This is a genomic window from Flavobacterium sp. TR2, from assembly GCF_025252405.1.
In the GTDB taxonomy this organism is placed as follows: Bacteria; Bacteroidota; Bacteroidia; order Flavobacteriales; family Flavobacteriaceae; genus Flavobacterium.
Genome location: NZ_CP104307.1, coordinates 268,941 through 288,358 on the forward strand (window position 1 = coordinate 268,941; position 19,418 = coordinate 288,358).

Genomic DNA, 19,418 nt, shown 5'->3' on the forward strand with positions numbered 1-19,418 from the left:
CTAATATAACCAACCATAATTTTTATTTCAAAAAACCGTTGTAAAATCCTGTAAACTAACCCTTACAGGATTTTTTTTATTGTAATTTATTTTTTTTATTACATTTGAATGCCTTATTAATCTAATCCAAAAACAAAACCATTATGAAAAAAACTGCAATTCTATTAACAGCAATTTGCGCAACCGCACTTATTTATGTTTCTTGCTCAAGCGACCACAACGAAGACACCGTTTCAACCAACCTAGGAAGCATTGGAGCTTCTGTTGCTGTTGACACATCAAACGAAATGGATCTTAACAGCGGACTTTTAATCAGCACCAGCACCTCATCAACTGGAAAAACTGCCGAAACACCTGCTGGAATTTGTGCCACGATCACAATTACCACACCAAACGGAGGAGATTATCCTAAAGTCTTTTTAGCCGATTTTGGAACAGCTGGATGCAAAGATGGAAATGGTCTTGTCCGAAAAGGAAAACTAAAAGTAACACTTTCTGGACCAATCACTACAACTGGAAGCAAAATGACGATTGAAAGAATTGACTACTCTATAAAAGACATTAAGCTAGAAGGAACTATTGAATACACCAACACTACTACTACTCCTACTGTACCACAATGGACTAGAAAAGTGACCAATGGTAAGCTTACAGATTCGCAAGGAGCAGTTTATACCAATTCAGGAATCTATACAACCAAACAAACAGCAGGCGTTGATACTCCTTTTGTTTTATCTGACAATGTGTATGAGATTACAGAAGGCACACATACAGTAACCTCATCAAAAGGAGAAACACTTACTCTGACAGTAAAAGAACCATTGATTAAAAAATATTCATGCCTATTTATTTCTAAAGGACAGCTGAAAGTACAAGGAGGCATTTTAAATGGCGTGGTAGATTACGGAAACAATGACTGCGACGCCCTTTACACTTATACACACGAAAACGGCTCTTCATTCAAACTATCAATGTAAGACCTTTTCTTGCACCACTTTAAAAATCCCAATTTAGAAATAGATTGGGATTTATTTTTTTTATAAAAACAGCATCTGCTTCTTTACATTTAAACTATTTTCTTTATTTTGCACCAAAATCTCAAAAACTAATGAAAAAAACACTAATTGCTTTTGTTACTCTTGCACTATTAGCATCTTGCGGCAAAAAAGAAACAGCCGCTGACAACCTACACATCACAGGAAACATTAAAGGTTTAAAAACCGGAACTTTATATATCCAAAGAATTGTTGACACTTCTCTTGTTGCCATCGACAGCATTAAAATTGATGGAAACTCAGCCTTTGAAAGAGATATTAAATTAGAATCTCCAGAAATGTTATATCTATATTTAGATCGAGGTGTAACAAATTCATTAGACAACAATATTTTATTCTTTGCAGAGCCAGGAAATATTAATATTGAAACCAATTTAGACAACTTCATCGCTGGCGCAAAAATCACTGGTTCTAAGAACCAAGAATTGTACGAAGAATATCAGAAAATAAATGTTCGTTTTAGAGATGAAAATCTTTCTATGGTTGAGTCAAAATTTAAAGCTTTAAAAAGAAAAGACCAGAAAGCATTTGACAGCATTGACGCAAAACAGCAGTCTAATATTAAAAGAAAATATTTGTACGCTACAAACTTTGCCATCAACAATAAAGATCACGAAGTAGCTCCTTATATTGCTTTAGCAGAGATTTACGATATCAATTTGAAGTTTCTTGATACAATTCAAAAATCGATGACTCCAAAAGTAGCTCAATCGCTTTACGGAAAGAAACTGACAAAATATGTTGCCGAAATTAAGAAAGAGGAACAAAAAACTCCAGCAGCTCCAGCAGCAACTGCAACTCCAGCAGAATAAAACAAAAACAAAATAAACGTCTTGAAAATTCAGGGCGTTTTTTTTATGCTTAAACCGACGAAATTCCTGCAAAAGACACAAAACATCATTGCTAGCAGTTTCGCCCCTTAGAGCGCAATTTTATTGCTTCAATATAATGCATTTCCCTAAATACGTTTCCCGCAGTTGAAACCGCAGGCTATATTTGAAAAACTTCTCCAATAAAACTCCAAAATTTAAATTTTCGCTATAAAGACCTTTGTCAAAGTTTTAAACTTTGACAAAGGTGATGTTTAGAATTTGGAATTTAAAAATTGGAATTTATTTTTTTTGGAACAAAAAAAAACCACCACATTTCTGTGATGGTTTTTTGAGCCGATAGAGGGACTCGAACCCACGACCTGCTGATTACAAATCAGCTGCTCTAGCCAGCTGAGCTACATCGGCCTATTTTGCGAGTGCAAAGATATAAATGTTTTTTAATATTCCAAAAAAAATTTCACACCTCTCTCTATAATTAAAAAAACCATCACATTTCTGTGATGGTTTCCGTTTGAGCCGATAGAGGGACTCGAACCCACGACCTGCTGATTACAAATCAGCTGCTCTAGCCAGCTGAGCTACATCGGCCTCATTACGGGTGCAAATATAAAGCGGTTTTTCAATTTCCCAAAATAATTTTGCACTTTTTTACACTTTTTTTTGCTTATAGTGCGTTGATTTTTTCAATCAATTGATTAGCAGTTTGTTCTAATTCAACATTGATTTGTTTAAAGTGTGCTTTTTTATTTTCAACGTTCTTAGCGTTCACTTTTGTAATCAAAGTATCAAATGCAGCAATAGCTTCATCGATTAAAGCATTCGTTTCTGGAGTAGGATTTCCTGTTGTAGACATCTCAAACAAGTAAACTGCCTCAATAATATCTCCTAATACAAAATTGATGTCTTTCTTTAAATTTTTAACGTTTGCCATTTTTTTATAATTTTAATTTGCGTCTGCAAAAGTACATATTATCTTTAGAATAAGTGTTAAGAAATGTAAATTTCTAAAATTGAAGCTTTTCCGCTCAAAACAAATGCATTTATCGCAGCTGGAACCAAAACAGTATCTCCTTTTTTGTACGCCTGCTTAAATCCGTCATATTCTATTTCGAAACTTCCTTCAATGCACATATAAACTGTAAATGTTTCTCCAGATTTAGAAACTTCCACTTTATCTTCTAACGGAATAAAGTTTGTCGTAAAATAAGGGCAATCTACTACAACATTTGAAGTATTGGTTTTTGAATCGTATTTCTTTTGCGTATCAACTTTATTGTAGTTTATAGCATCTAGGGCTAAATCTACGTGCAATTCTCTTTTATTTCCTTGTGCATCTACACGGTCAAAATCGTATAATCTATAAGTAATATCAGAAGTCTGCTGAATCTCGGCAACTACTAAACCAGCGCCAATTGCGTGAACCGTTCCCGTTTCTAAGAAGAAAACATCTCCCGATTTGGCTTTCACGTCATCCAGAATAGAAACCAAAGTATTATCGTGCAAATGTTTTAAATATTCTTCTTTGCTTGAATCTTCTTTAAAACCAACAATAATTCGAGCATCGGCATCTGCCTGCATAACGTACCACATTTCAGTTTTTCCAAATGAATTATGGCGTTCTTTTGCCAGCTTATCGTTTGGATGCACCTGAATAGAAAGATCCTCTCTTGCATCTAGGTATTTAAAAAGCAATGGAAATTGTTTTCCAAATCTTTCATAAACTTTAGTTCCTAAAATAGCGTCTGGCGTTTCATCGATTAAATCCATTAAAGATTTTCCTTTTAAAACTCCATTTGCAACCACACTTACATCTCCTTGCACAGTAGATAATTCCCAGCTTTCGCCAGTAATTTTAGAAACGATTGGCTTATTCAGAATTGTTTTTAATTTTTCTCCTCCCCAGATTCTTTCTTTCAAAATCGGTTCAAATTGCAAAGGGTATAAATTTTGACTCATGTTTTTTAGGCTAATATATTTGTTTAATTAATTCTAATCTGATACTATTTTGGTATTCTATGATACTAATTCTTGTACGATTTCTAAAGCTTTCGGTATATGTTTGGCCGCATTTGCGCTGTCAAATATCGAAATCAGCAAACCATTTTTATCAATTATATAGGTAACACGTCCTGGCAGAAGTCCGAACAGGCTATTGCGGACACCAAAAAGTTTTCTTAATCTTTTATCTTGATCTGAAAGCAAAATAAAAGGTAATTTATGTTTAGCGGCAAATTTATGATGTGACTTTACACTATCGCTGCTAATACCAATTACCTCAGCACCCAGATCTTTAAAATCTTCGTATTGATCCCGAAAACTGCAGGCTTCAGTTGTACAGCCAGGCGTATTATCTTTAGGATAAAAATAAATTACCAGCGGCTTTCTTCCTAAAACGCTTTGGCTTTCAAAAAGTTCTCCATTGTTGTCTTTCGCAGTAAAATTCGGAACTATATCTCCTATTTTTAATGACATTTTTTATTCTCCTTTATAAGTTACAAAATTTCGTTCCGTTTCGTTCAGCACAACTTCCAGATCAAAGTCAGCATGAATTCGTTGTCTAATTTTATTCCATATCACAACAGCAATATTTTCTGCGGTCGGATTCAAATCTGCAAATTCTGGAACATCCAGATTAAGATTTTTGTGATCAAACGGAATTTCTACTTCTTCTCGTATAATATCCGCTAATACTTTCACATCGAGAACAAAACCAGTTTCTGGGTCAATCTTTCCTGTAACACTTACTGTTAAACCATAATTGTGACCATGAAAGTTAGGATTATTGCATTTTCCAAAAACAGCATCGTTTTTTTCAAATGACCAATCTTTTCGATGCAGCCGATGTGCAGCATTAAAATGTGCTTTTCTTGATATGGTTACTCTCATTTCTGTTTCTGGTTGGTTTGGCTATAATTTATGGTCTTCGAGATAATGATCAAATTCATCAAAAATTATCTTAAACCATACGGTATAAATTTCGGGCTGTTTTTTAATATCTGCTTTTACATCTTCAATACTCATCCATTTCCAGTCTTCCACTTCGTCTGGGTTTATGTTGGGTTCCTCATTATAGTAGCCAATCATAACATGATCCAATTCATGTTCTGTCAAGCCATTATCAAAAGGCGCTTTATAGATAAAATGAAACAGCTCTTTCAATTCAGCTTTAAAACCCATTTCTTCAAACAATCTTCGGCTTCCTGCTTCAATATTGCTTTCACCTTCTCTCTGATGGCTGCAGCAAGTGTTTGTCCAAAGCAAAGGAGAATGGTATTTATGATGAGCACGCTGCTGCAGCATAATTTCGTTTTTACTGTTCAAAATAAAAACCGAAAAGGCACGGTGCAAAAGCGCTTTTTCATGTGCTTCCAATTTTGGCATTAAGCCAATCTGTTCATCGTTTTGATTAACTAGTATTACATTTTCTTCTATCATAAGGCTTCTTAAGCAAACAAAAATACGAAAAAAGAAATGGCTTAAAAATGCTAATTAAGCTTGGCAAAAGCTCAACTTTTCACCCAATTTCTATTCTATTGATTTTCAATGCGATAATTATACGCTAAAATTTAAAAACTGTTAAAATTAAGACATAAAAACTACATTGTCTCATTTTACGTAACTAATAAAAAGTTAAAACATACTTAAAAATATCTGAATTGTCAACTATGTGACATTTTTCATGATAAGTCTCCTCGTACCTTTGAAAAACAATATTCAATTTAAAGCTTAAAATATGAAAACGAAAAAAATAATTCTCAGTCTCACTTTTATAATACCGCTTTTTATTCTACAAGCTTGCGGACAAAACACAAAAAAACAACCTGCAAAAACTGCTGTCATGGAAAACAAAATCAGTAAGCCGGGAAATCCATATTATTCAAATACCGACACAACGAAATTAAATGTAAGCAATGCCGAATGGAAAAAGGTTTTGCCTGAAGATGTGTACGCCGTAATGCGTGAAGCTGATACTGAAAGGCCTTTTACTGGAAAATACTGGAACACCGACGAAAAAGGAACTTATTATTGCGCTTCTTGCGGCAATATGCTTTTTAGATCTACGGCAAAATTCTCAAGCAGCTGCGGATGGCCAAGCTTTTTTGAACAGGGAAACAAAAAGAGCATTGTTTTTAAAAATGATAATTCTCTTGGAATGGAAAGAATTGAAGCGCTTTGCGGACGCTGTGGCGGCCATCTAGGACATTTATTTGATGACGGCCCTGCTCCTACCGGAAAACGCTACTGCATGAACTCGATTGCTCTTGATTTTATTCCCGACAATAAATAATCTAAAAATGAAAAATATACTTTTAATATGCCTTTTTGCGCTTTCGCCGAATGGCTTTTCTCAAAATAAAAAAGCAAACCTAGAAACAATCACACTAGGCGGAGGCTGCTACTGGTGCGTTGAAGCCGTTTACGAAAATCTTGACGGAGTAAAATCTGTAGTTTCTGGATTTTCTGGCGGAAAAACCGCGAATCCAACCTATGAAGAAGTTTGCACTGGAACAACTGGCCATGCTGAAGTCGTTCAGATTACATACGATAAAAACATAACCGATATTAACGAAATCTTCAAAGTTTTTTTTACCGTGCATGATCCGACAACTTTAAACCGTCAGGGAGCAGATGTTGGCACACAGTACCGTTCTGTTATTTTTTACAAAAATGACGAACAGAAAAAAGCGGCGCAAAGCATTATTGCCGAACTAAACAAAGCAAAGGTTTACAACAGTCCGATTGTAACCAAAGTGGAACCTTTCAAAGTTTTTTACAAAGCCGAAGATTACCATCAGAATTATTATGCCAACAATAAAAACCAGCCGTATTGCAAAATGGTCATTCAGCCCAAACTAGAAAAGTTTGAAAAGGTTTTTAAAGACAAATTGAAAAAGAAATAACGATTATACACATATTATTCTGAAACCGTCTATCAAAATGGGCGGTTTTTTTATTTCCCCAACCCCTGCAAACACAGGGATTTTCTTTTAATTAAAAAAATATTTCATTTTTTTTCCAATTATTTGTCCAATTCTGAAAGTTCGATTGTTATTAGGGTATAAACAATTAAAAATTATACATCATGGAAACTAGAATTAATTTATTCGAAAAAGGTCAAAAAGCAATTAGCACATTATTTGGAATCAGCGGGTACTTGAAAAAAGGAACAATCGAAGCTTCTCTTATGGAATTAATAAATTTCAGAATCTCTCAAATCAACAACTGCGGTTATTGTTTAGATATGCATTCAAAAGAAGCTTTGGCTGCTGGAGAGACACCACAGCGTTTATTTGGATTAAGCGTTTGGAGAGAAACTCCTTATTATACAAAAAGAGAAAGAGTTGCTCTTGCTCTAGCCGAAGCAGTAAATGCCTGCGATGTTCCAGACGAAATTTACGAAATTGCAAAAGCCGAATTTACAGAACAAGAATTGATTGATCTTGCACTTGCCGTTGCGGCTATTAATGCCTGGAATCGTCTTAACATCACATTTGCCAACACGCCAGGATCTTATAGAGTGGGACAATTTGGATAAATCATTATTGATTTTTGTTTTCTAAAAACAATTAACTTTATACAGCTTAAAACAGATTATTCAATTATAAAAACATAAAAAAATGAATGAGTTTTTATTGATTTTTAGAAGAGATTTTAAAACAAAAGAAGCACAGCCCTCTCCAGAAGAATACCAAGAGCATTTGCAGCAATGGCAAAACTGGTTCGGGAGTCTTGCGGCTCAAGATAAATTGGCAAGACCTTTACAGCGCTGGGATGGGCAGGGAAAACTTGTAAATTCGAATAAAGGAATTACAGACGGACCTTTTGTCGAAATCAAAGAATCTATTGGCGGATTAATCATTATTAAAGCCAAAGATTATGACGAAGCTGCCGAAATCGCACAAGGATGTCCTGTTTTGAATTTTGGCGGAAATGTCGAAATTAGAATGGCCGTTTAGATTAAAAAACCACCTTATATAAAAATGCCTTTGTATCTTTACTTAGGCATTTTTTTCCTTAGAATATGGAGCACAAAGAACTTATACCCAATTTATTTAGAACCGAGTATCAAAAAATAGTTTCAGTTCTCTGCAGCTTATTCGGAATTCAGCATATCGAAATCGCCGAAGATATTGTAAGCGATACTTTTTTAGCAGCTTCAGAAACTTGGGCCATCAAAGGAATTCCAGAAAATCCAACTGCCTGGCTGTATACCGCAGCAAAAAACAAAACCAAAAACTACCTGAAAAGAAATAACGTCTTTGAAACCAAAATTGTTGCCGAAATAAAACACAACACTTCGCTAAACAATCCTGAAATCGACATTGATTTATCAGATCAGAATATTGCCGACAGTCAGCTCGCGATGATCTTTACGGTTTGCAATCCATGCAACTCTGAAGAAGCTCAAATTGCCCTTGCCTTAAATTTACTGTGCGGTTTTGGAGTAAATGAAATCTCTGATGCTTTTTTGTCTAACAGAGAAGTCATTTACAAAAGGATTAATCGCGCTAAAGAAAAACTTAAAGAAGAAAATATAAAGATTCAGAATCCGAGCAGTTCTGAAATAAAAGACAGAATTCAAACCGTTCTGAAAACGATTTATTTGCTTTATTCTGAAGGTTATTACTCGATTTCGCAAAACACTACTTTACGAAAAGATCTTTGCACGGAAGCGATGCGCCTGACTTATTTATTGATTCAAAATGAAAGCACAAATCTGCCGCAAACCAATGCTTTGATGGCACTGATGTGTTTTCATTCTTCAAGATTTGACGCGCGAACTGGGTTAAATGGCGAAATTATTTTGTATGAAGACCAAGACCAATCGCTTTGGAATCAGGAATTAATAAACAAAGGAACCTATTTTTTAAGCCAGTCTTCAACTGGAAATTCACTTTCTAAATATCACTTGGAAGCCGGAATTGCCTATTGGCACACCATCAAAAAAGAAACTATCGAAAAATGGGAAAATATTCTGGAACTCTACAACAATCTGATTATTTTAGAATACTCGCCAATTGTCGCCTTAAATAGAACTTATGCCCTGTCTAAAGTAAAAGGCAAAACAGAAGCAATCGAAGAAGCAGAAAAACTGAATTTAACCGACAATCACTTTTATTATTCCCTACTCGGAAATCTGTATTCTGAAATTGATTCAAAAAAAGCGTCACAACATTTCAAAACCGCATTTGATTTAGCTAAAACGGCAGCAGACAAAAATATTATCAGTAAAAATATGAAGCAGTTAAACTAAACTGTTTTGCCATAAAAACAAAAAAAGTGAAATGATTGGTTTCATTTCACTTTCTTCTGTATTTATTTTTAGACTATTGTTTGGCTACTTTTTTAAATCGCATCATTGGCACATCGCCCTCAATTAAATTTAGTTTTCCATCTTTATCAATAGAATAACTTGTAATTTTTTCCATTTGTTTCAAAAATGTCTGTTCTCCTCCACCTTCGCAAAACATCATCGTTGTCGGTCCAGGCTCTCCAAAAGTTAAAGATTTGCCGCTTAAAGTATATGGCGCACTGTAACCGTTACAGCCATTATTTCCATAAACCTTGGTTTCTTTCTTGTCAAAAGTAATTTGAGGCTTTTTGTTCGGATATAATCCTCCAAATGCTATTCTTGGCCCCGAGATATATTCTAATTCCCAAGTTGTTCCAAATAAATCCTCGCCGCTTGAAGCAGATTTTGATGCCGTACATGAAGCAAATAATAAGGTTAAAACGGAAAGGACTGCAAATGTGTATTTTTTCATAAAAATGTATTTTAAAGATTTATAATTTGTTTTTTTTAGATTAAAATAATTCTATAAAAGTTCTTTTCTCAATATTCGTGCCCAGTTACAGGTTTCTTCAAAGTTTATTTTTTTTCAAAAGGTATATTTTTCTGTAACTAAGTTACTACATTTTTTTAAAGTTTTATAGCCCAGATGTTTAAAATAAAACAAGTGGCATTATTTTTTTTGTAATTTGCACGAATCTAAAAACCAAAAAATCATCATCAATTAACTTAAAAAATGAAGCAATTTCTATTTTTATTTGCATTTGCATTTACAGTGCAGTTTGTTCATTCGCAAGAAAACCTGCCAACCGATTACCTCACAAAAGAATTTCATCAAGGACGCCGAGACGCTTTTAGAGCTTTAATGCCTGCCAATTCAGTTGCCGTTGTTTTTTCATATCCAGAAAGGGTTTTCTCAAAAGACGTTGATTACAATTACCACCAAAATCCTGATATGTATTATCTAACAGGCTACAAAGAACCAGATGCTGTTTTATTGCTTTTTAAAGAACCTCAAGGAACAGAAAAATACACTGAAGTTCTTTTTGTGCGAGAGAGAAATGCAACTCTCGAAACATGGACAGGAAGGCGTTTAGGCACTGAAGGAGCAAAATCGAAATTAGGATTTACGACTGTCTACAACGGAAAAGATTTTAATGGCTTTGCAATTGACTTCAAAAAATTTGACAAAATCATATATGATAAATCGGCGCCTGGAATTCATGATTATACTTACAACACAGCAGATCTTTTTGATTTAGTTAAAATTTTTAAATCTAAAGCAGGAATTACACAAGAGAGCGAAGCTTCAACAGATTTGTTTACCAATATCACAAATTCTCTTCGTGAAATCAAAACGCCAGAAGAACTTGTTTTGATGCGTAAAACCGTAAAATTGTCCTGCATTGCCCACAACGAAGTGATGAAAGCAGTTGGTCCCGATATGAGCGAAAATGAAGCTGACGGAATTCACGCCTATATACACAGACACTATGGCGCGGAAGGCGAAGGCTATCATCCAATTTTAGGTGCGGGAGCAAACGGATGCATCTTGCATTACGGAGAAAACAATGCCACAAAAATGGACAACCAATTATTGCTAATGGATGTTGGGTCTGAATACCACGGCTATTCTGCAGATGTTACCAGAACAATACCTGCCAACGGAAAGTTTACTGAAGAGCAAAAAGCGATTTATCAAATTGTTTATGATGCGCAAGAGGAAGTTTTTAAAATTTGCAAAGAAGGAACTCCAATTCAGGATTTGAATAAAAAAGCAAAAGAAGTTATTACAGCAGGATTAATTAAACTAGGAATTATCACAGACCCGAAAGATGTAAAACTATACTATCCGCATGGCTGTTCGCATTTTCTTGGCCTAGATGTTCACGACAAAGGAAATTATATGGGAACTTTAAAAGAAAATATGATCCTGACCGTTGAGCCTGGCATTTACATTCCAGCAAACAGCAAATGCGACAAAAAATGGTGGAATATTGGTATTCGCATTGAAGATGATATTCTAATGCTTAAAAATTCATACGAAAACCTATCTGCAGATTCTCCAAGAAAATGGCAGGATATTGAAGCTTTGGCTAAACAGAAAAGCACTTTTAACGATATGAAACTTCCTAAGATCTAATTTTAAAAGATTACTTTAACACATAGAAACATAGATCATTTTATTTCCATAAAAAAAGAAGAAGCCAGCTTTCGCACATAGCTATGTGAATTGATGCAAGTGAAACGCCTTTTTACGCAAAGCTAATCTATGTTTCTAAGTGTTAAAACAATAAATTTAAAACATCATCGTTGCGCATTTTTCACGAACTTTTCTTTCTTAAAACAGTAAAAATTTCCTTAAACGCAGAAAAAATAGATCATTTTATTTCTAAAAAAGAAGCCAGCTTCCGCACATAGCTATGTGAATTGATGCAAGTAAAACGCCTTTTTACACAAAGCTAATCTATGTTTCTATGTGTTAAAACAATAAATTTAAAACATCACCGCTCCGTATTTTTCACGAACTTTGCTTTCTTAAAACAGTAAAAATTTCCTTAAACGCAGAAAAAATAGATCTTTTATTTCTAAAAAAGAAGAAGCCTGCTTCCGCACATAGCCATGTGAATTGATGCGAGTGAAACGCCTTTTTACACAAAGCTAATCTATGTTTCTATGTGTTAAAACAATAAATTTAAAACATCACCGCTCCGTATTTTTCACGAACTTTTCTTTCTTAAAACAGTAAAAATTTCCTTAAACACAGAAAAAATAGATCTTTTATTTCTAAAAAAGAAGAAGCCTGCTTCCGCACATAGCTATGTGAATTGATGCAAGTGAAACGCCTTTTTACACAAAGCTAATCTATGTTTCTATGTGTTAAAACAATAAATTTAAAACATCACCGCGCCGTATTTTTCACGAACTTTGCTTTCTTAAAATAGTAAAAAATGAAAGCACTTACCTTTTCTTCTTTTGGAGAATCAGATGTTTTAGAATATATAGATATCCCTAATCCGCAATTAAAAAACGACGAGATTTTAGTCGAAATGAAAGCCATCGGATTAAATTTTGCTGATGTTTACAGACGCAAAGGAAATTATCATTTAAAAGGAAATCCTCCTTTTATTGCTGGTTATGAAGGTGCAGGAATTGTAGTCGATGCCAACAATCATCCAGAATATAAAATTGGAGATCGCGTAGCATTTGCCGATGCGCCATTTGCCAATGCAGAACTGGTTGCAGTAAATGTAAACCACATCATTCCGCTGTCTGAAAAAATTTCTTTTGAAACCGCCGCTTCAGTTTTGCTTCAGGGTTTAACAGCCCACTATCTTGCTACAGACAGCCACAAAACAGCAAAAGGAGAAACCGTTTTAATTCATGCAGTTGCAGGCGGAGTCGGTCAGATTCTAACACAAATCAGCAAACTTTTGGGCGCTACTGTTATCGGGCTAACCTCATCTGCCGAAAAAGCAAAAATTGGTTTCGAACAAGGCGCCGATCATGTTTTTCTTTATAATGACGATTGGAAATCGGAAGTTTTTAAAGTGGTTCCAAACGGTGTAGATACTGTTTACGACAGTATCGGAAGCACTTTAATGGAAAGTTTTGAAGTCACCAAAGAATGCGGACAAGTTGTTTTCTTCGGTATGGCCGGCGGCGATCCAGCTCCAGTAGACCCTAGAATGCTAATGGATGATTCTAAAACTTTAACTGGAGGCGATTTGTGGAGCTATTTAAATTCTAAAGAAGAAAGAATCAAAAGAGCCACTCAACTATTCAGTTGGATTACAGAAGGAAAAATCAAACTTTCAGAACCAACATCTTTCAAATTGTCCGAAGGAAAACTAGCGCATGATTTCTTGGAAAGCAGAAAAAGCACAGGAAAAATTATTTTGATTCCTTAATTTTTTTTCGCCACGAATTCACGAATTGTTTAAAATATAATTCGTGAATTCGTGGCTATCTATTACAACTGTGCAACTTCAATTTTTGTTCGGTCAGACAGCTCAAGAATTCTTTCCACTTCATCTTTGTTTACCACAAAAAACAGATAACTGTCTCCGTAGGTTTCATAAGTCAATAGCTCCAAATTTGATTTTTCCAATTCCGATTGAATGTACGGAAACAGATCATGACTATAGGTTTCTTCTGGGTAATCAAATTTAAAATCTTCTCCAAGCATTTCAGAAATAAAATATTCGGCATCTTCGGGATCAAATTTCCAATCGCTATGCCACGTATTTATTTCGTCAAAAAAAGCAAAATGATCTTCTGTGGTTTCGTAATACGCTTTAGTTTCAGCATTGAAACTCTCAAAAAGCTTCTCTGAATATTTTTTCACTTCATTTTCTTCAATGCTATTTCTTGAAACCAATTTGACAAACTCTTCAAATTCCTCCATAACAACTATGTCATCCTGCAGCAGATTTTCTGAAGACGGAAGCTCAATACCCGCAGGAATATCAATAGCAAAGTACTGGCAGATGGCCTGCAAAACTTTTTTGAAATCCTTAATTCCTATTTCCTGAGTTTCACTCTGAGGATTGTTAAAATCGAGATATTCAGAATCTAGCAAACCTTTTACATAATCAGAAAAATGGCTGCTAGAATATAACATTCTAAAATCGTTTATTTCTAAACTATTAGTACAGCAAAAGAAAATCATGAAGTTATTGATAACACTTGTAAAGTGCTTTTTCATTTCCTGACTTGGTCGCGAATAAAACTGAATATGAATAAAATCATACTGCAAATCATCCTGCATCGCTTCTTCTGACAAGCCTCCAATATTCAGTTTTTTATAAAGTTCGTTCAGAACTTCATAAGCATTATTAAATCCAGCTCTTTTAACTTCTACCCTACCGTCTTCATGATCTAACGAGGAAGGAACCGAATACAAATTTACGGTAACCGTGTCATGAATTCCTTTTACTTTGAATTCTAAACTATTACATTCATGATATAAATGGCTATAAATTGCATCAATAACGTCAAAAGAAATGATTGATTTCGGATCATTATTTCTATTAAATAAATTGGAGAAAAAGCCCATATATTTTTACATTAAAAATTAATCGTTTGAATATTTAAAACTCTGATTCATCTTATCAAAAGGAATCACTTCGTTGACAATTGATTCCAGTTCGAAATCTGTCAATAATCCTCTAGCCGATTCTATAATTTTTGGAGAAACATTTATTTCATAATCCACAATATCTCTTTCCAAGATGGATGATAGAATTGCATTTTGCTGCTCAGTCAGATACTTTTTGTGCGATTTAAATACCGATTCGATATCTTCTCTAAACTCCTCATCTGTAAGCTCATTATACACATCTTGTTTTGACATATCGATCAATAAAACTTTGAAGATAAAATCTTGAAGGTTTTTTGCCAAATAATTGACCTCGTTAGAATCGTGCCAGACAAAAACGATAGGCACATCGCCATTATTTTCTTCATTTAAGAAAAAACAATAATGATCCCCGCCGCCGCTTTTGGCAAACGGAATAAATTTAAATTCTGGGTTGATGTTTCGATAATCCTCAGGATCTTGAAGTTCTTCTATTTCCTCTACAACCGATTTCAAGTTCAGCGATTCAAAATCATAAGAATGCAAAAGCAAAGGCGGATTATCTTTTAAGGTTGGATAAACTTCTGTATACCAATTTGGGCCATATTCTCCAACATCGAGCATTCCATCAGCGTCTAATTGCTTGTATAAAAGTGGAAAATTGAAACCGTATTTCTTTTCTATTTCTTGTATTGTCATCTTTGGGGCAAATTCTATTACAATCAAACCACTAAGATAGCAATCTTTTTACTACAGCAAAAAACCTGAAGTCAATTATTTCAAAGCTTCCGCAATCATTAAGGCGCATTTTTCACCATCAATTGCGGCAGAAATGATTCCGCCGGCATACCCCGCACCTTCTCCGCATGGATATAATCCTTTGATTTGCAAATGCTCTAAAGTCATAGGATCTCTCGGAATTCTTACTGGCGATGAAGTTCTGCTTTCTGGTGCGTGCAAAATAGCTTCGTTAGTTAAATAACCGCGCATTGATTTTCCGAACTCCTGAAATCCCTGACGCATAATTTGAGTCAAAAAACCTGGAAAAACCTGTCCCAATTCTACCGAAGTTGTTCCGGGAACATAAGAAGTTTTCGGAATGTCTGCTGAAACTTTGCTTTTTGTAAAATCAATCATTCTTTGAGCTGGGACTTTTTGAGTTTCTCCAGCCAAATGCCAAGCCTTTTGTTCGATGCTTTTTTGAAATTCCATTCCAGCCAAAGCTCCGAATCTTGCAAAAGGTTTAAAATCTTCTAGTTTCAATTCGACCACAATTCCAGAATTTGCTGTTGCCTGATCACGTTTAGATGGCGACCAGCCGTTTGTAACTACTTCTCCCGGACTTGTTGCACAAGGCGCAATTACGCCTCCCGGACACATACAGAAAGAGTACATTCCGCGGCCATTAACTTGTTTTACGATAGAATATGGTGCTGGAGGCAAATGTTCTCCACGGAAATCACAACTATATTGAATGCTATCGATTAATTCTTGCGAATGCTCTGCTCGAACTCCCAAAGCAAATGGTTTTGCTTCTATTAAAATTTTCTTTTTATCTAATAATTCAAAAATATCACGAGCTGAATGTCCCGTTGCCAAGATTAATTTATTGGCGTGAATTTTATCTCCGTTTTGCGTTACGATTCCCTCAACTTCATTATTCTTTACCAAAATATCATCAACACGGGTTTCAAACAAAACCTGTCCGCCAAATTCCCTGATTTTATTTCTAATATCTTCAATGATTTTCGGAAGTTTATTAGTCCCAATATGCGGATGCGCTTCAACCAAAATATCCTCAGAAGCTCCAAAAGCCACCAAAAGTTCTAGAATTCGGGTCACATCTCCACGTTTTTTAGAGCGGGTATATAATTTTCCGTCAGAATAGGTTCCTGCTCCTCCCTCACCAAAACAGTAATTAGAATCTTCGTTTACGATATGCTCACGGTTTATCGCTTTCAGATCACGACGACGTCCTCGAACATCTTTTCCGCGTTCTAATACGATTGGCTTTAAACCTAATTCGATTAATTGCAAAGCGGCAAAAAGCCCGGCTGGACCCGCGCCAACCACAATAACTTCTTGTGCGTTGGAAACATCTTTATATATAGGAAGCTCTAGTTTAGTTTCCTGAAAAGGTTCGCCTTTTAAATAAATAAGAACTTTCAAATTGATTTTAATCGCTTTTTGACGTGCATCAATAGAGCGTTTTAAAATTGAAACGTGCTGAATTTCGTTTGAAGAAACTTTTATCTGCTTGGACAAATAATCTTTAAGCAATGATTCGTTTGCAGCGATTTCGGGTGTAACTTGAAGTAAAAGTTCTTTAGGCATTTTGTCTTATTTATTCTATTAGCTTTTCTTTCTATGAAAAGAACATACAAAAGTACTATTTTGAAATGAGATTTTACATTTACTGTAAAATTTGCACGCCGTTTGAGGCAAATTAGCAGATTTTCAGCACAAAGAATATCGTAGAAACTACGGCAGTTCGTATAACATATTACTAACATACATTGCGTAGACGCACTGCAGTGCGTCTCTACATAGAACCTTAAAAAAAACCTTTGTACCTTTGCGCCTCACAACCTTTGCACCTAATAAAAAAAAAATGTCAAGAAAAATAAAACTGATTTGGGATTTTCGCGGACCTGCTTCGGCTAAGACTGCCGAACACCACGAAATTCATTTAAAAGAATACATCGCAATAGAAAAATTGCCTCTGAATATTACAGGATTTAAAGTCATAGACGAAATGTATGCCATTGCTTTTATGGTCGTTACAGACGAAAACATGATTCAAGTGAGAGATGCTTTGAAACCGCACCGTGGAGAAATTTATTCTGAGTAAGATGTAAAATGAAAAAAGTGAGATGTTTGTGTGTCAAAGAAAACACATTTCACATCTCACTTTTAACTTATATCTAATTAGCTACTTCACTAATAAACTTAATACGCATTAAACGAAGTTCATCAATATCGTAGTCGCCGTCAAATTCTTTTAAGGCGTCTTCGATTTTATCCGATTCCGATTCCATGAAATAATCGTGAATTTCTTCCTGCTGATCATCATCTAAAATATCGTCTAACCAATATTTGATGTTCAGCTTTGTTCCAGAATAAACAATTTGTTCCATTTCTTTAATCAGCGCATCCATAGAAAGCCCTTTTGCAGAAGCGATATCACTTAGCGGAAGTTTTCTATCAATATTCTGAATAATGTATAATTTGTTGGCAGAATTTACTCCTGTAGATTTTACAACCAAATCGTCTGGGCGAATAATATCATTATCCTCAACATATCGGCTGATTAGAGCAACAAATTCGCTTCCGTATTTTTTTGCTTTTCCTTCACCAACACCATGAATATTGTATAATTCCTGAATTGTTATCGGATATTTTAAAGCCATATCTTCGATGGAAGGATCTTGGAAAACTACAAATGGAGGAACTCCAAGTTTTTTAGCCACTTTTTTACGAAGCTCACGAAGCATTCCTGTCAAAACTTCGTCTGCAGTTCCAGAAGATTTCCCTCCTGCCACAATAGTTTCATCATCTGCTTCGGTGTACTCATGATCTTCAGACATCATAAACGAAACTGGTTTTTTGATAAAATCCAGACCTTCTTTGGTAATTTTTATTACGCCATAAGTTTCGATGTCTTTTGACAAAAGCCCTGTCACCAGAACTTGCCTCAACAATGCCATCCAATATTTTTCATCATGATCAGATCCTGATCCAAAATAAGGCTGTGTATCTGTTTTATGCGCTTTAATAACCGCATTGATACGGCCAATTAAAGTGAATACAATTTCTTTTGATTTGTAAATATGCTTGGTATCTCGAACAATTTCAAGTAGTTTAACCACTTGATCTTTGGCTTCAACTTTATGTTTTGGATTACGAACGTTGTCATCCATATCGGCTCCTTCTCCAGTTTCACTGTCAAATTCTTCTCCGAAATAATGAAGAAGGAATTTTCGGCGTGACATCGAAGTTTCGGCATACGCCACAACTTCTTGCAAAAGCGCAAAGCCAATTTCTTGTTCGGCAACTGGTTTTCCAGACATAAATTTCTCGAGCTTTTCTACATCTTTATAGGAGTAATAAGCTAAACAGTGTCCTTCTCCACCGTCACGTCCTGCACGTCCTGTTTCTTGATAATAACTTTCTAGTGATTTTGGAATGTCATGGTGAATTACAAAGCGAACGTCTGGTTTATCGATTCCCATTCCGAAAGCGATTGTTGCCACAACGACATCAACATCTTCCATCAAAAACATATCCTGATGCTTGGCCCGGGTTTTTGCATCTAAACCTGCGTGATAAGGAACAGCGCTGATTCCGTTTACCTGCAAAACTTCGGCAATCGATTCTACTTTTTTACGGCTTAAGCAGTAAATAATTCCAGATTTGCCTTTATGCTGTTTTATAAATCGAATGATATCCGACTCAATGTTTTTTGTTTTGGTACGAACTTCATAGTACAAGTTCGGTCTGTTGAACGATGCTTTAAAAGTATTTGCATCGGCCATATCAAGGTTTTTCAGAATATCTTCCTGAACCTTTGGTGTTGCGGTTGCGGTAAGTCCGATAATTGGCACTTTACCCAGCTGCTTAATTATATTTCTCAGATTTCTATACTCTGGCCTAAAATCGTGTCCCCATTCTGAGATACAGTGCGCTTCATCAATGGCAACAAAAGAAATTGGAACACTTTGTAAAAAAGCCACATATTCTTCTTTTGTTAATGATTCTGGGGCGACATACAAAAGTTTGGTCAATCCAGAAGTAATATCTTTTTTGACCTGAGCAATTTCTGTTTTAGTTAGAGAGGAGTTTAATACATGTGCGATTCCGTTTTCAGACGAAAGGCTTCGAATTGCGTCAACCTGATTTTTCATCAAAGCAATTAAAGGAGAAACAACAATTGCTGTTCCTTCTTGAATTAAAGCCGGTAATTGGTAGCAAAGAGACTTTCCTCCACCGGTCGGCATAATTACGAATGTATTCTTTCCTTCTAAAATACTCGTAATGACTTGCTCCTGCAAGCCTTTAAATTGGCTAAAGCCGAAATACTTCTTTAATTCTTTATGTATTTCAATTTCATTTGAATTCATTCTCTATATTAACTGTATTTTGTATAAATTTGCAACACA

General features: G+C 35.2%; 20 protein-coding genes and 2 tRNA genes. 10 read left to right on the forward strand and 12 right to left on the reverse strand.

The window, feature by feature from the left end; translation table 11 throughout:
- Window positions 1–143: 143 nt before the first annotated feature.
- Window positions 144–977: a hypothetical protein gene (locus N4T20_RS01255; protein ID WP_260671352.1), complete on the forward strand. Its 834-nt coding sequence runs from the start codon at window positions 144–146 to the stop codon at window positions 975–977.
- 131 nt (window positions 978–1,108) lie between these two features.
- A complete protein-coding gene (locus N4T20_RS01260) occupies window positions 1,109–1,867 on the forward strand; it encodes a DUF4369 domain-containing protein (protein ID WP_260671353.1) in 759 nt (252 codons plus the stop codon).
- 352 nt (window positions 1,868–2,219) lie between these two features.
- Here the strand turns inward: N4T20_RS01260 and N4T20_RS01265 are convergent.
- From N4T20_RS01265 to idi, 7 genes are all read right to left on the reverse strand, one after another.
- Window positions 2,220–2,293 (reverse strand) — tRNA-Thr (locus N4T20_RS01265).
- 109 nt (window positions 2,294–2,402) lie between these two features.
- Window positions 2,403–2,476: transfer RNA gene (locus tag N4T20_RS01270), tRNA-Thr, on the reverse strand.
- A 76-nt stretch (window positions 2,477–2,552) separates the two neighbouring features.
- Entirely contained in the window at window positions 2,553–2,819 is a 267-nt protein-coding gene (locus N4T20_RS01275; protein ID WP_012022371.1) for a hypothetical protein, read from the reverse strand.
- A gap of 56 nt (window positions 2,820–2,875) precedes the next feature.
- Window positions 2,876–3,844 carry a type I phosphomannose isomerase catalytic subunit gene (locus N4T20_RS01280; protein ID WP_260671354.1) on the reverse strand — a complete coding sequence of 323 codons (969 nt, stop codon included), beginning with the start codon at window positions 3,842–3,844 and terminating at the stop codon, window positions 2,876–2,878.
- A gap of 57 nt (window positions 3,845–3,901) precedes the next feature.
- Entirely contained in the window at window positions 3,902–4,360 is a 459-nt protein-coding gene (locus N4T20_RS01285) for a peroxiredoxin (protein WP_260671355.1), read from the reverse strand.
- 3 nt (window positions 4,361–4,363) lie between these two features.
- Complete coding sequence (locus N4T20_RS01290) at window positions 4,364–4,774, reverse strand: 6-carboxytetrahydropterin synthase (RefSeq protein ID WP_066033610.1); 411 nt, start codon at window positions 4,772–4,774, stop codon at window positions 4,364–4,366.
- 21 nt (window positions 4,775–4,795) lie between these two features.
- Window positions 4,796–5,323, reverse strand: coding sequence for an isopentenyl-diphosphate Delta-isomerase (gene idi, locus N4T20_RS01295; RefSeq protein ID WP_260671356.1), 528 nt, complete (start codon window positions 5,321–5,323; stop codon window positions 4,796–4,798).
- A gap of 298 nt (window positions 5,324–5,621) precedes the next feature.
- Between idi and msrB the strand changes: the two genes are divergently transcribed.
- From msrB to N4T20_RS01320, 5 genes are all read left to right on the forward strand, one after another.
- Window positions 5,622–6,176 carry a peptide-methionine (R)-S-oxide reductase MsrB gene (gene msrB, locus N4T20_RS01300; protein ID WP_260671357.1) on the forward strand — a complete coding sequence of 185 codons (555 nt, stop codon included), beginning with the start codon at window positions 5,622–5,624 and terminating at the stop codon, window positions 6,174–6,176.
- A 7-nt stretch (window positions 6,177–6,183) separates the two neighbouring features.
- Window positions 6,184–6,789, forward strand: a complete 606-nt coding sequence (gene msrA / locus N4T20_RS01305; RefSeq protein WP_260671358.1) for a peptide-methionine (S)-S-oxide reductase MsrA — start codon at window positions 6,184–6,186, stop codon at window positions 6,787–6,789.
- 182 nt (window positions 6,790–6,971) lie between these two features.
- Entirely contained in the window at window positions 6,972–7,424 is a 453-nt protein-coding gene (locus N4T20_RS01310) for a carboxymuconolactone decarboxylase family protein (RefSeq protein ID WP_260671359.1), read from the forward strand.
- An 82-nt stretch (window positions 7,425–7,506) separates the two neighbouring features.
- Window positions 7,507–7,845, forward strand: coding sequence for a YciI family protein (locus N4T20_RS01315; protein ID WP_260671360.1), 339 nt, complete (start codon window positions 7,507–7,509; stop codon window positions 7,843–7,845).
- A gap of 65 nt (window positions 7,846–7,910) precedes the next feature.
- Window positions 7,911–9,143, forward strand: a complete 1,233-nt coding sequence (locus tag N4T20_RS01320) for an RNA polymerase sigma factor (RefSeq protein ID WP_260671361.1) — start codon at window positions 7,911–7,913, stop codon at window positions 9,141–9,143.
- A 73-nt stretch (window positions 9,144–9,216) separates the two neighbouring features.
- Here N4T20_RS01320 and N4T20_RS01325 read toward each other — a convergent pair whose 3' ends face one another.
- Window positions 9,217–9,654 (reverse strand): META domain-containing protein, encoded by a 438-nt coding sequence (locus N4T20_RS01325; RefSeq protein WP_260671362.1) that lies wholly within the window; start codon window positions 9,652–9,654, stop codon window positions 9,217–9,219.
- A gap of 261 nt (window positions 9,655–9,915) precedes the next feature.
- Between N4T20_RS01325 and N4T20_RS01330 the strand changes: the two genes are divergently transcribed.
- Together N4T20_RS01330 and N4T20_RS01335 are read left to right on the forward strand one after the other, a co-directional pair.
- Window positions 9,916–11,322 (forward strand): aminopeptidase P N-terminal domain-containing protein, encoded by a 1,407-nt coding sequence (locus N4T20_RS01330; RefSeq protein ID WP_260671363.1) that lies wholly within the window; start codon window positions 9,916–9,918, stop codon window positions 11,320–11,322.
- Window positions 11,323–12,130: 808 nt separating this feature from the next.
- Entirely contained in the window at window positions 12,131–13,090 is a 960-nt protein-coding gene (locus tag N4T20_RS01335; protein WP_260671364.1) for a quinone oxidoreductase, read from the forward strand.
- A gap of 62 nt (window positions 13,091–13,152) precedes the next feature.
- Here the strand turns inward: N4T20_RS01335 and N4T20_RS01340 are convergent, their stop codons facing one another.
- The 3 genes from N4T20_RS01340 to N4T20_RS01350 form a co-directional block, all read right to left on the reverse strand.
- Window positions 13,153–14,238 (reverse strand): hypothetical protein, encoded by a 1,086-nt coding sequence (locus tag N4T20_RS01340; protein ID WP_260671365.1) that lies wholly within the window; start codon window positions 14,236–14,238, stop codon window positions 13,153–13,155.
- Window positions 14,239–14,256: 18 nt separating this feature from the next.
- Window positions 14,257–14,958: an SMI1/KNR4 family protein gene (locus N4T20_RS01345; protein WP_260671366.1), complete on the reverse strand. Its 702-nt coding sequence runs from the start codon at window positions 14,956–14,958 to the stop codon at window positions 14,257–14,259.
- Between the two features lie 75 nt (window positions 14,959–15,033).
- Entirely contained in the window at window positions 15,034–16,593 is a 1,560-nt protein-coding gene (locus tag N4T20_RS01350; RefSeq protein WP_260671367.1) for an NAD(P)/FAD-dependent oxidoreductase, read from the reverse strand.
- Window positions 16,594–16,870: 277 nt separating this feature from the next.
- On the opposite strand from N4T20_RS01350, the gene N4T20_RS01355 reads away from it, so the two are divergent.
- Entirely contained in the window at window positions 16,871–17,110 is a 240-nt protein-coding gene (locus tag N4T20_RS01355) for a hypothetical protein (RefSeq protein WP_260671368.1), read from the forward strand.
- Between the two features lie 73 nt (window positions 17,111–17,183).
- Here N4T20_RS01355 and recQ read toward each other — a convergent pair whose 3' ends face one another.
- Window positions 17,184–19,379: a DNA helicase RecQ gene (recQ, locus tag N4T20_RS01360; protein ID WP_260671369.1), complete on the reverse strand. Its 2,196-nt coding sequence runs from the start codon at window positions 19,377–19,379 to the stop codon at window positions 17,184–17,186.
- Between the last annotated feature and the right edge of the window lie 39 nt (window positions 19,380–19,418).

Excerpts from the sequence above, each read along its gene's own strand:
- N4T20_RS01255 (WP_260671352.1), top strand. The coding sequence starts at position 144 with ATGAAAAAAACTGCAATTCTATTAACAGCAATTTGCGCAACCGCACTT.
- N4T20_RS01260 (WP_260671353.1), top strand. The coding sequence starts at position 1,109 with ATGAAAAAAACACTAATTGCTTTTGTTACTCTTGCACTATTAGCATCT.
- N4T20_RS01275 (WP_012022371.1), bottom strand. The coding sequence starts at position 2,819 with ATGGCAAACGTTAAAAATTTAAAGAAAGACATCAATTTTGTATTAGGA.
- N4T20_RS01280 (WP_260671354.1), bottom strand. The coding sequence starts at position 3,844 with ATGAGTCAAAATTTATACCCTTTGCAATTTGAACCGATTTTGAAAGAA.
- N4T20_RS01285 (WP_260671355.1), bottom strand. The coding sequence starts at position 4,360 with ATGTCATTAAAAATAGGAGATATAGTTCCGAATTTTACTGCGAAAGAC.
- N4T20_RS01290 (WP_066033610.1), bottom strand. The coding sequence starts at position 4,774 with ATGAGAGTAACCATATCAAGAAAAGCACATTTTAATGCTGCACATCGG.
- idi (WP_260671356.1), bottom strand. The coding sequence starts at position 5,323 with ATGATAGAAGAAAATGTAATACTAGTTAATCAAAACGATGAACAGATT.
- msrB (WP_260671357.1), top strand. The coding sequence starts at position 5,622 with ATGAAAACGAAAAAAATAATTCTCAGTCTCACTTTTATAATACCGCTT.
- msrA (WP_260671358.1), top strand. The coding sequence starts at position 6,184 with ATGAAAAATATACTTTTAATATGCCTTTTTGCGCTTTCGCCGAATGGC.
- N4T20_RS01310 (WP_260671359.1), top strand. The coding sequence starts at position 6,972 with ATGGAAACTAGAATTAATTTATTCGAAAAAGGTCAAAAAGCAATTAGC.
- N4T20_RS01315 (WP_260671360.1), top strand. The coding sequence starts at position 7,507 with ATGAATGAGTTTTTATTGATTTTTAGAAGAGATTTTAAAACAAAAGAA.
- N4T20_RS01320 (WP_260671361.1), top strand. The coding sequence starts at position 7,911 with ATGGAGCACAAAGAACTTATACCCAATTTATTTAGAACCGAGTATCAA.
- N4T20_RS01325 (WP_260671362.1), bottom strand. The coding sequence starts at position 9,654 with ATGAAAAAATACACATTTGCAGTCCTTTCCGTTTTAACCTTATTATTT.
- N4T20_RS01330 (WP_260671363.1), top strand. The coding sequence starts at position 9,916 with ATGAAGCAATTTCTATTTTTATTTGCATTTGCATTTACAGTGCAGTTT.
- N4T20_RS01335 (WP_260671364.1), top strand. The coding sequence starts at position 12,131 with ATGAAAGCACTTACCTTTTCTTCTTTTGGAGAATCAGATGTTTTAGAA.
- N4T20_RS01340 (WP_260671365.1), bottom strand. The coding sequence starts at position 14,238 with ATGGGCTTTTTCTCCAATTTATTTAATAGAAATAATGATCCGAAATCA.
- N4T20_RS01345 (WP_260671366.1), bottom strand. The coding sequence starts at position 14,958 with ATGACAATACAAGAAATAGAAAAGAAATACGGTTTCAATTTTCCACTT.
- N4T20_RS01350 (WP_260671367.1), bottom strand. The coding sequence starts at position 16,593 with ATGCCTAAAGAACTTTTACTTCAAGTTACACCCGAAATCGCTGCAAAC.
- N4T20_RS01355 (WP_260671368.1), top strand. The coding sequence starts at position 16,871 with ATGTCAAGAAAAATAAAACTGATTTGGGATTTTCGCGGACCTGCTTCG.
- recQ (WP_260671369.1), bottom strand. The coding sequence starts at position 19,379 with ATGAATTCAAATGAAATTGAAATACATAAAGAATTAAAGAAGTATTTC.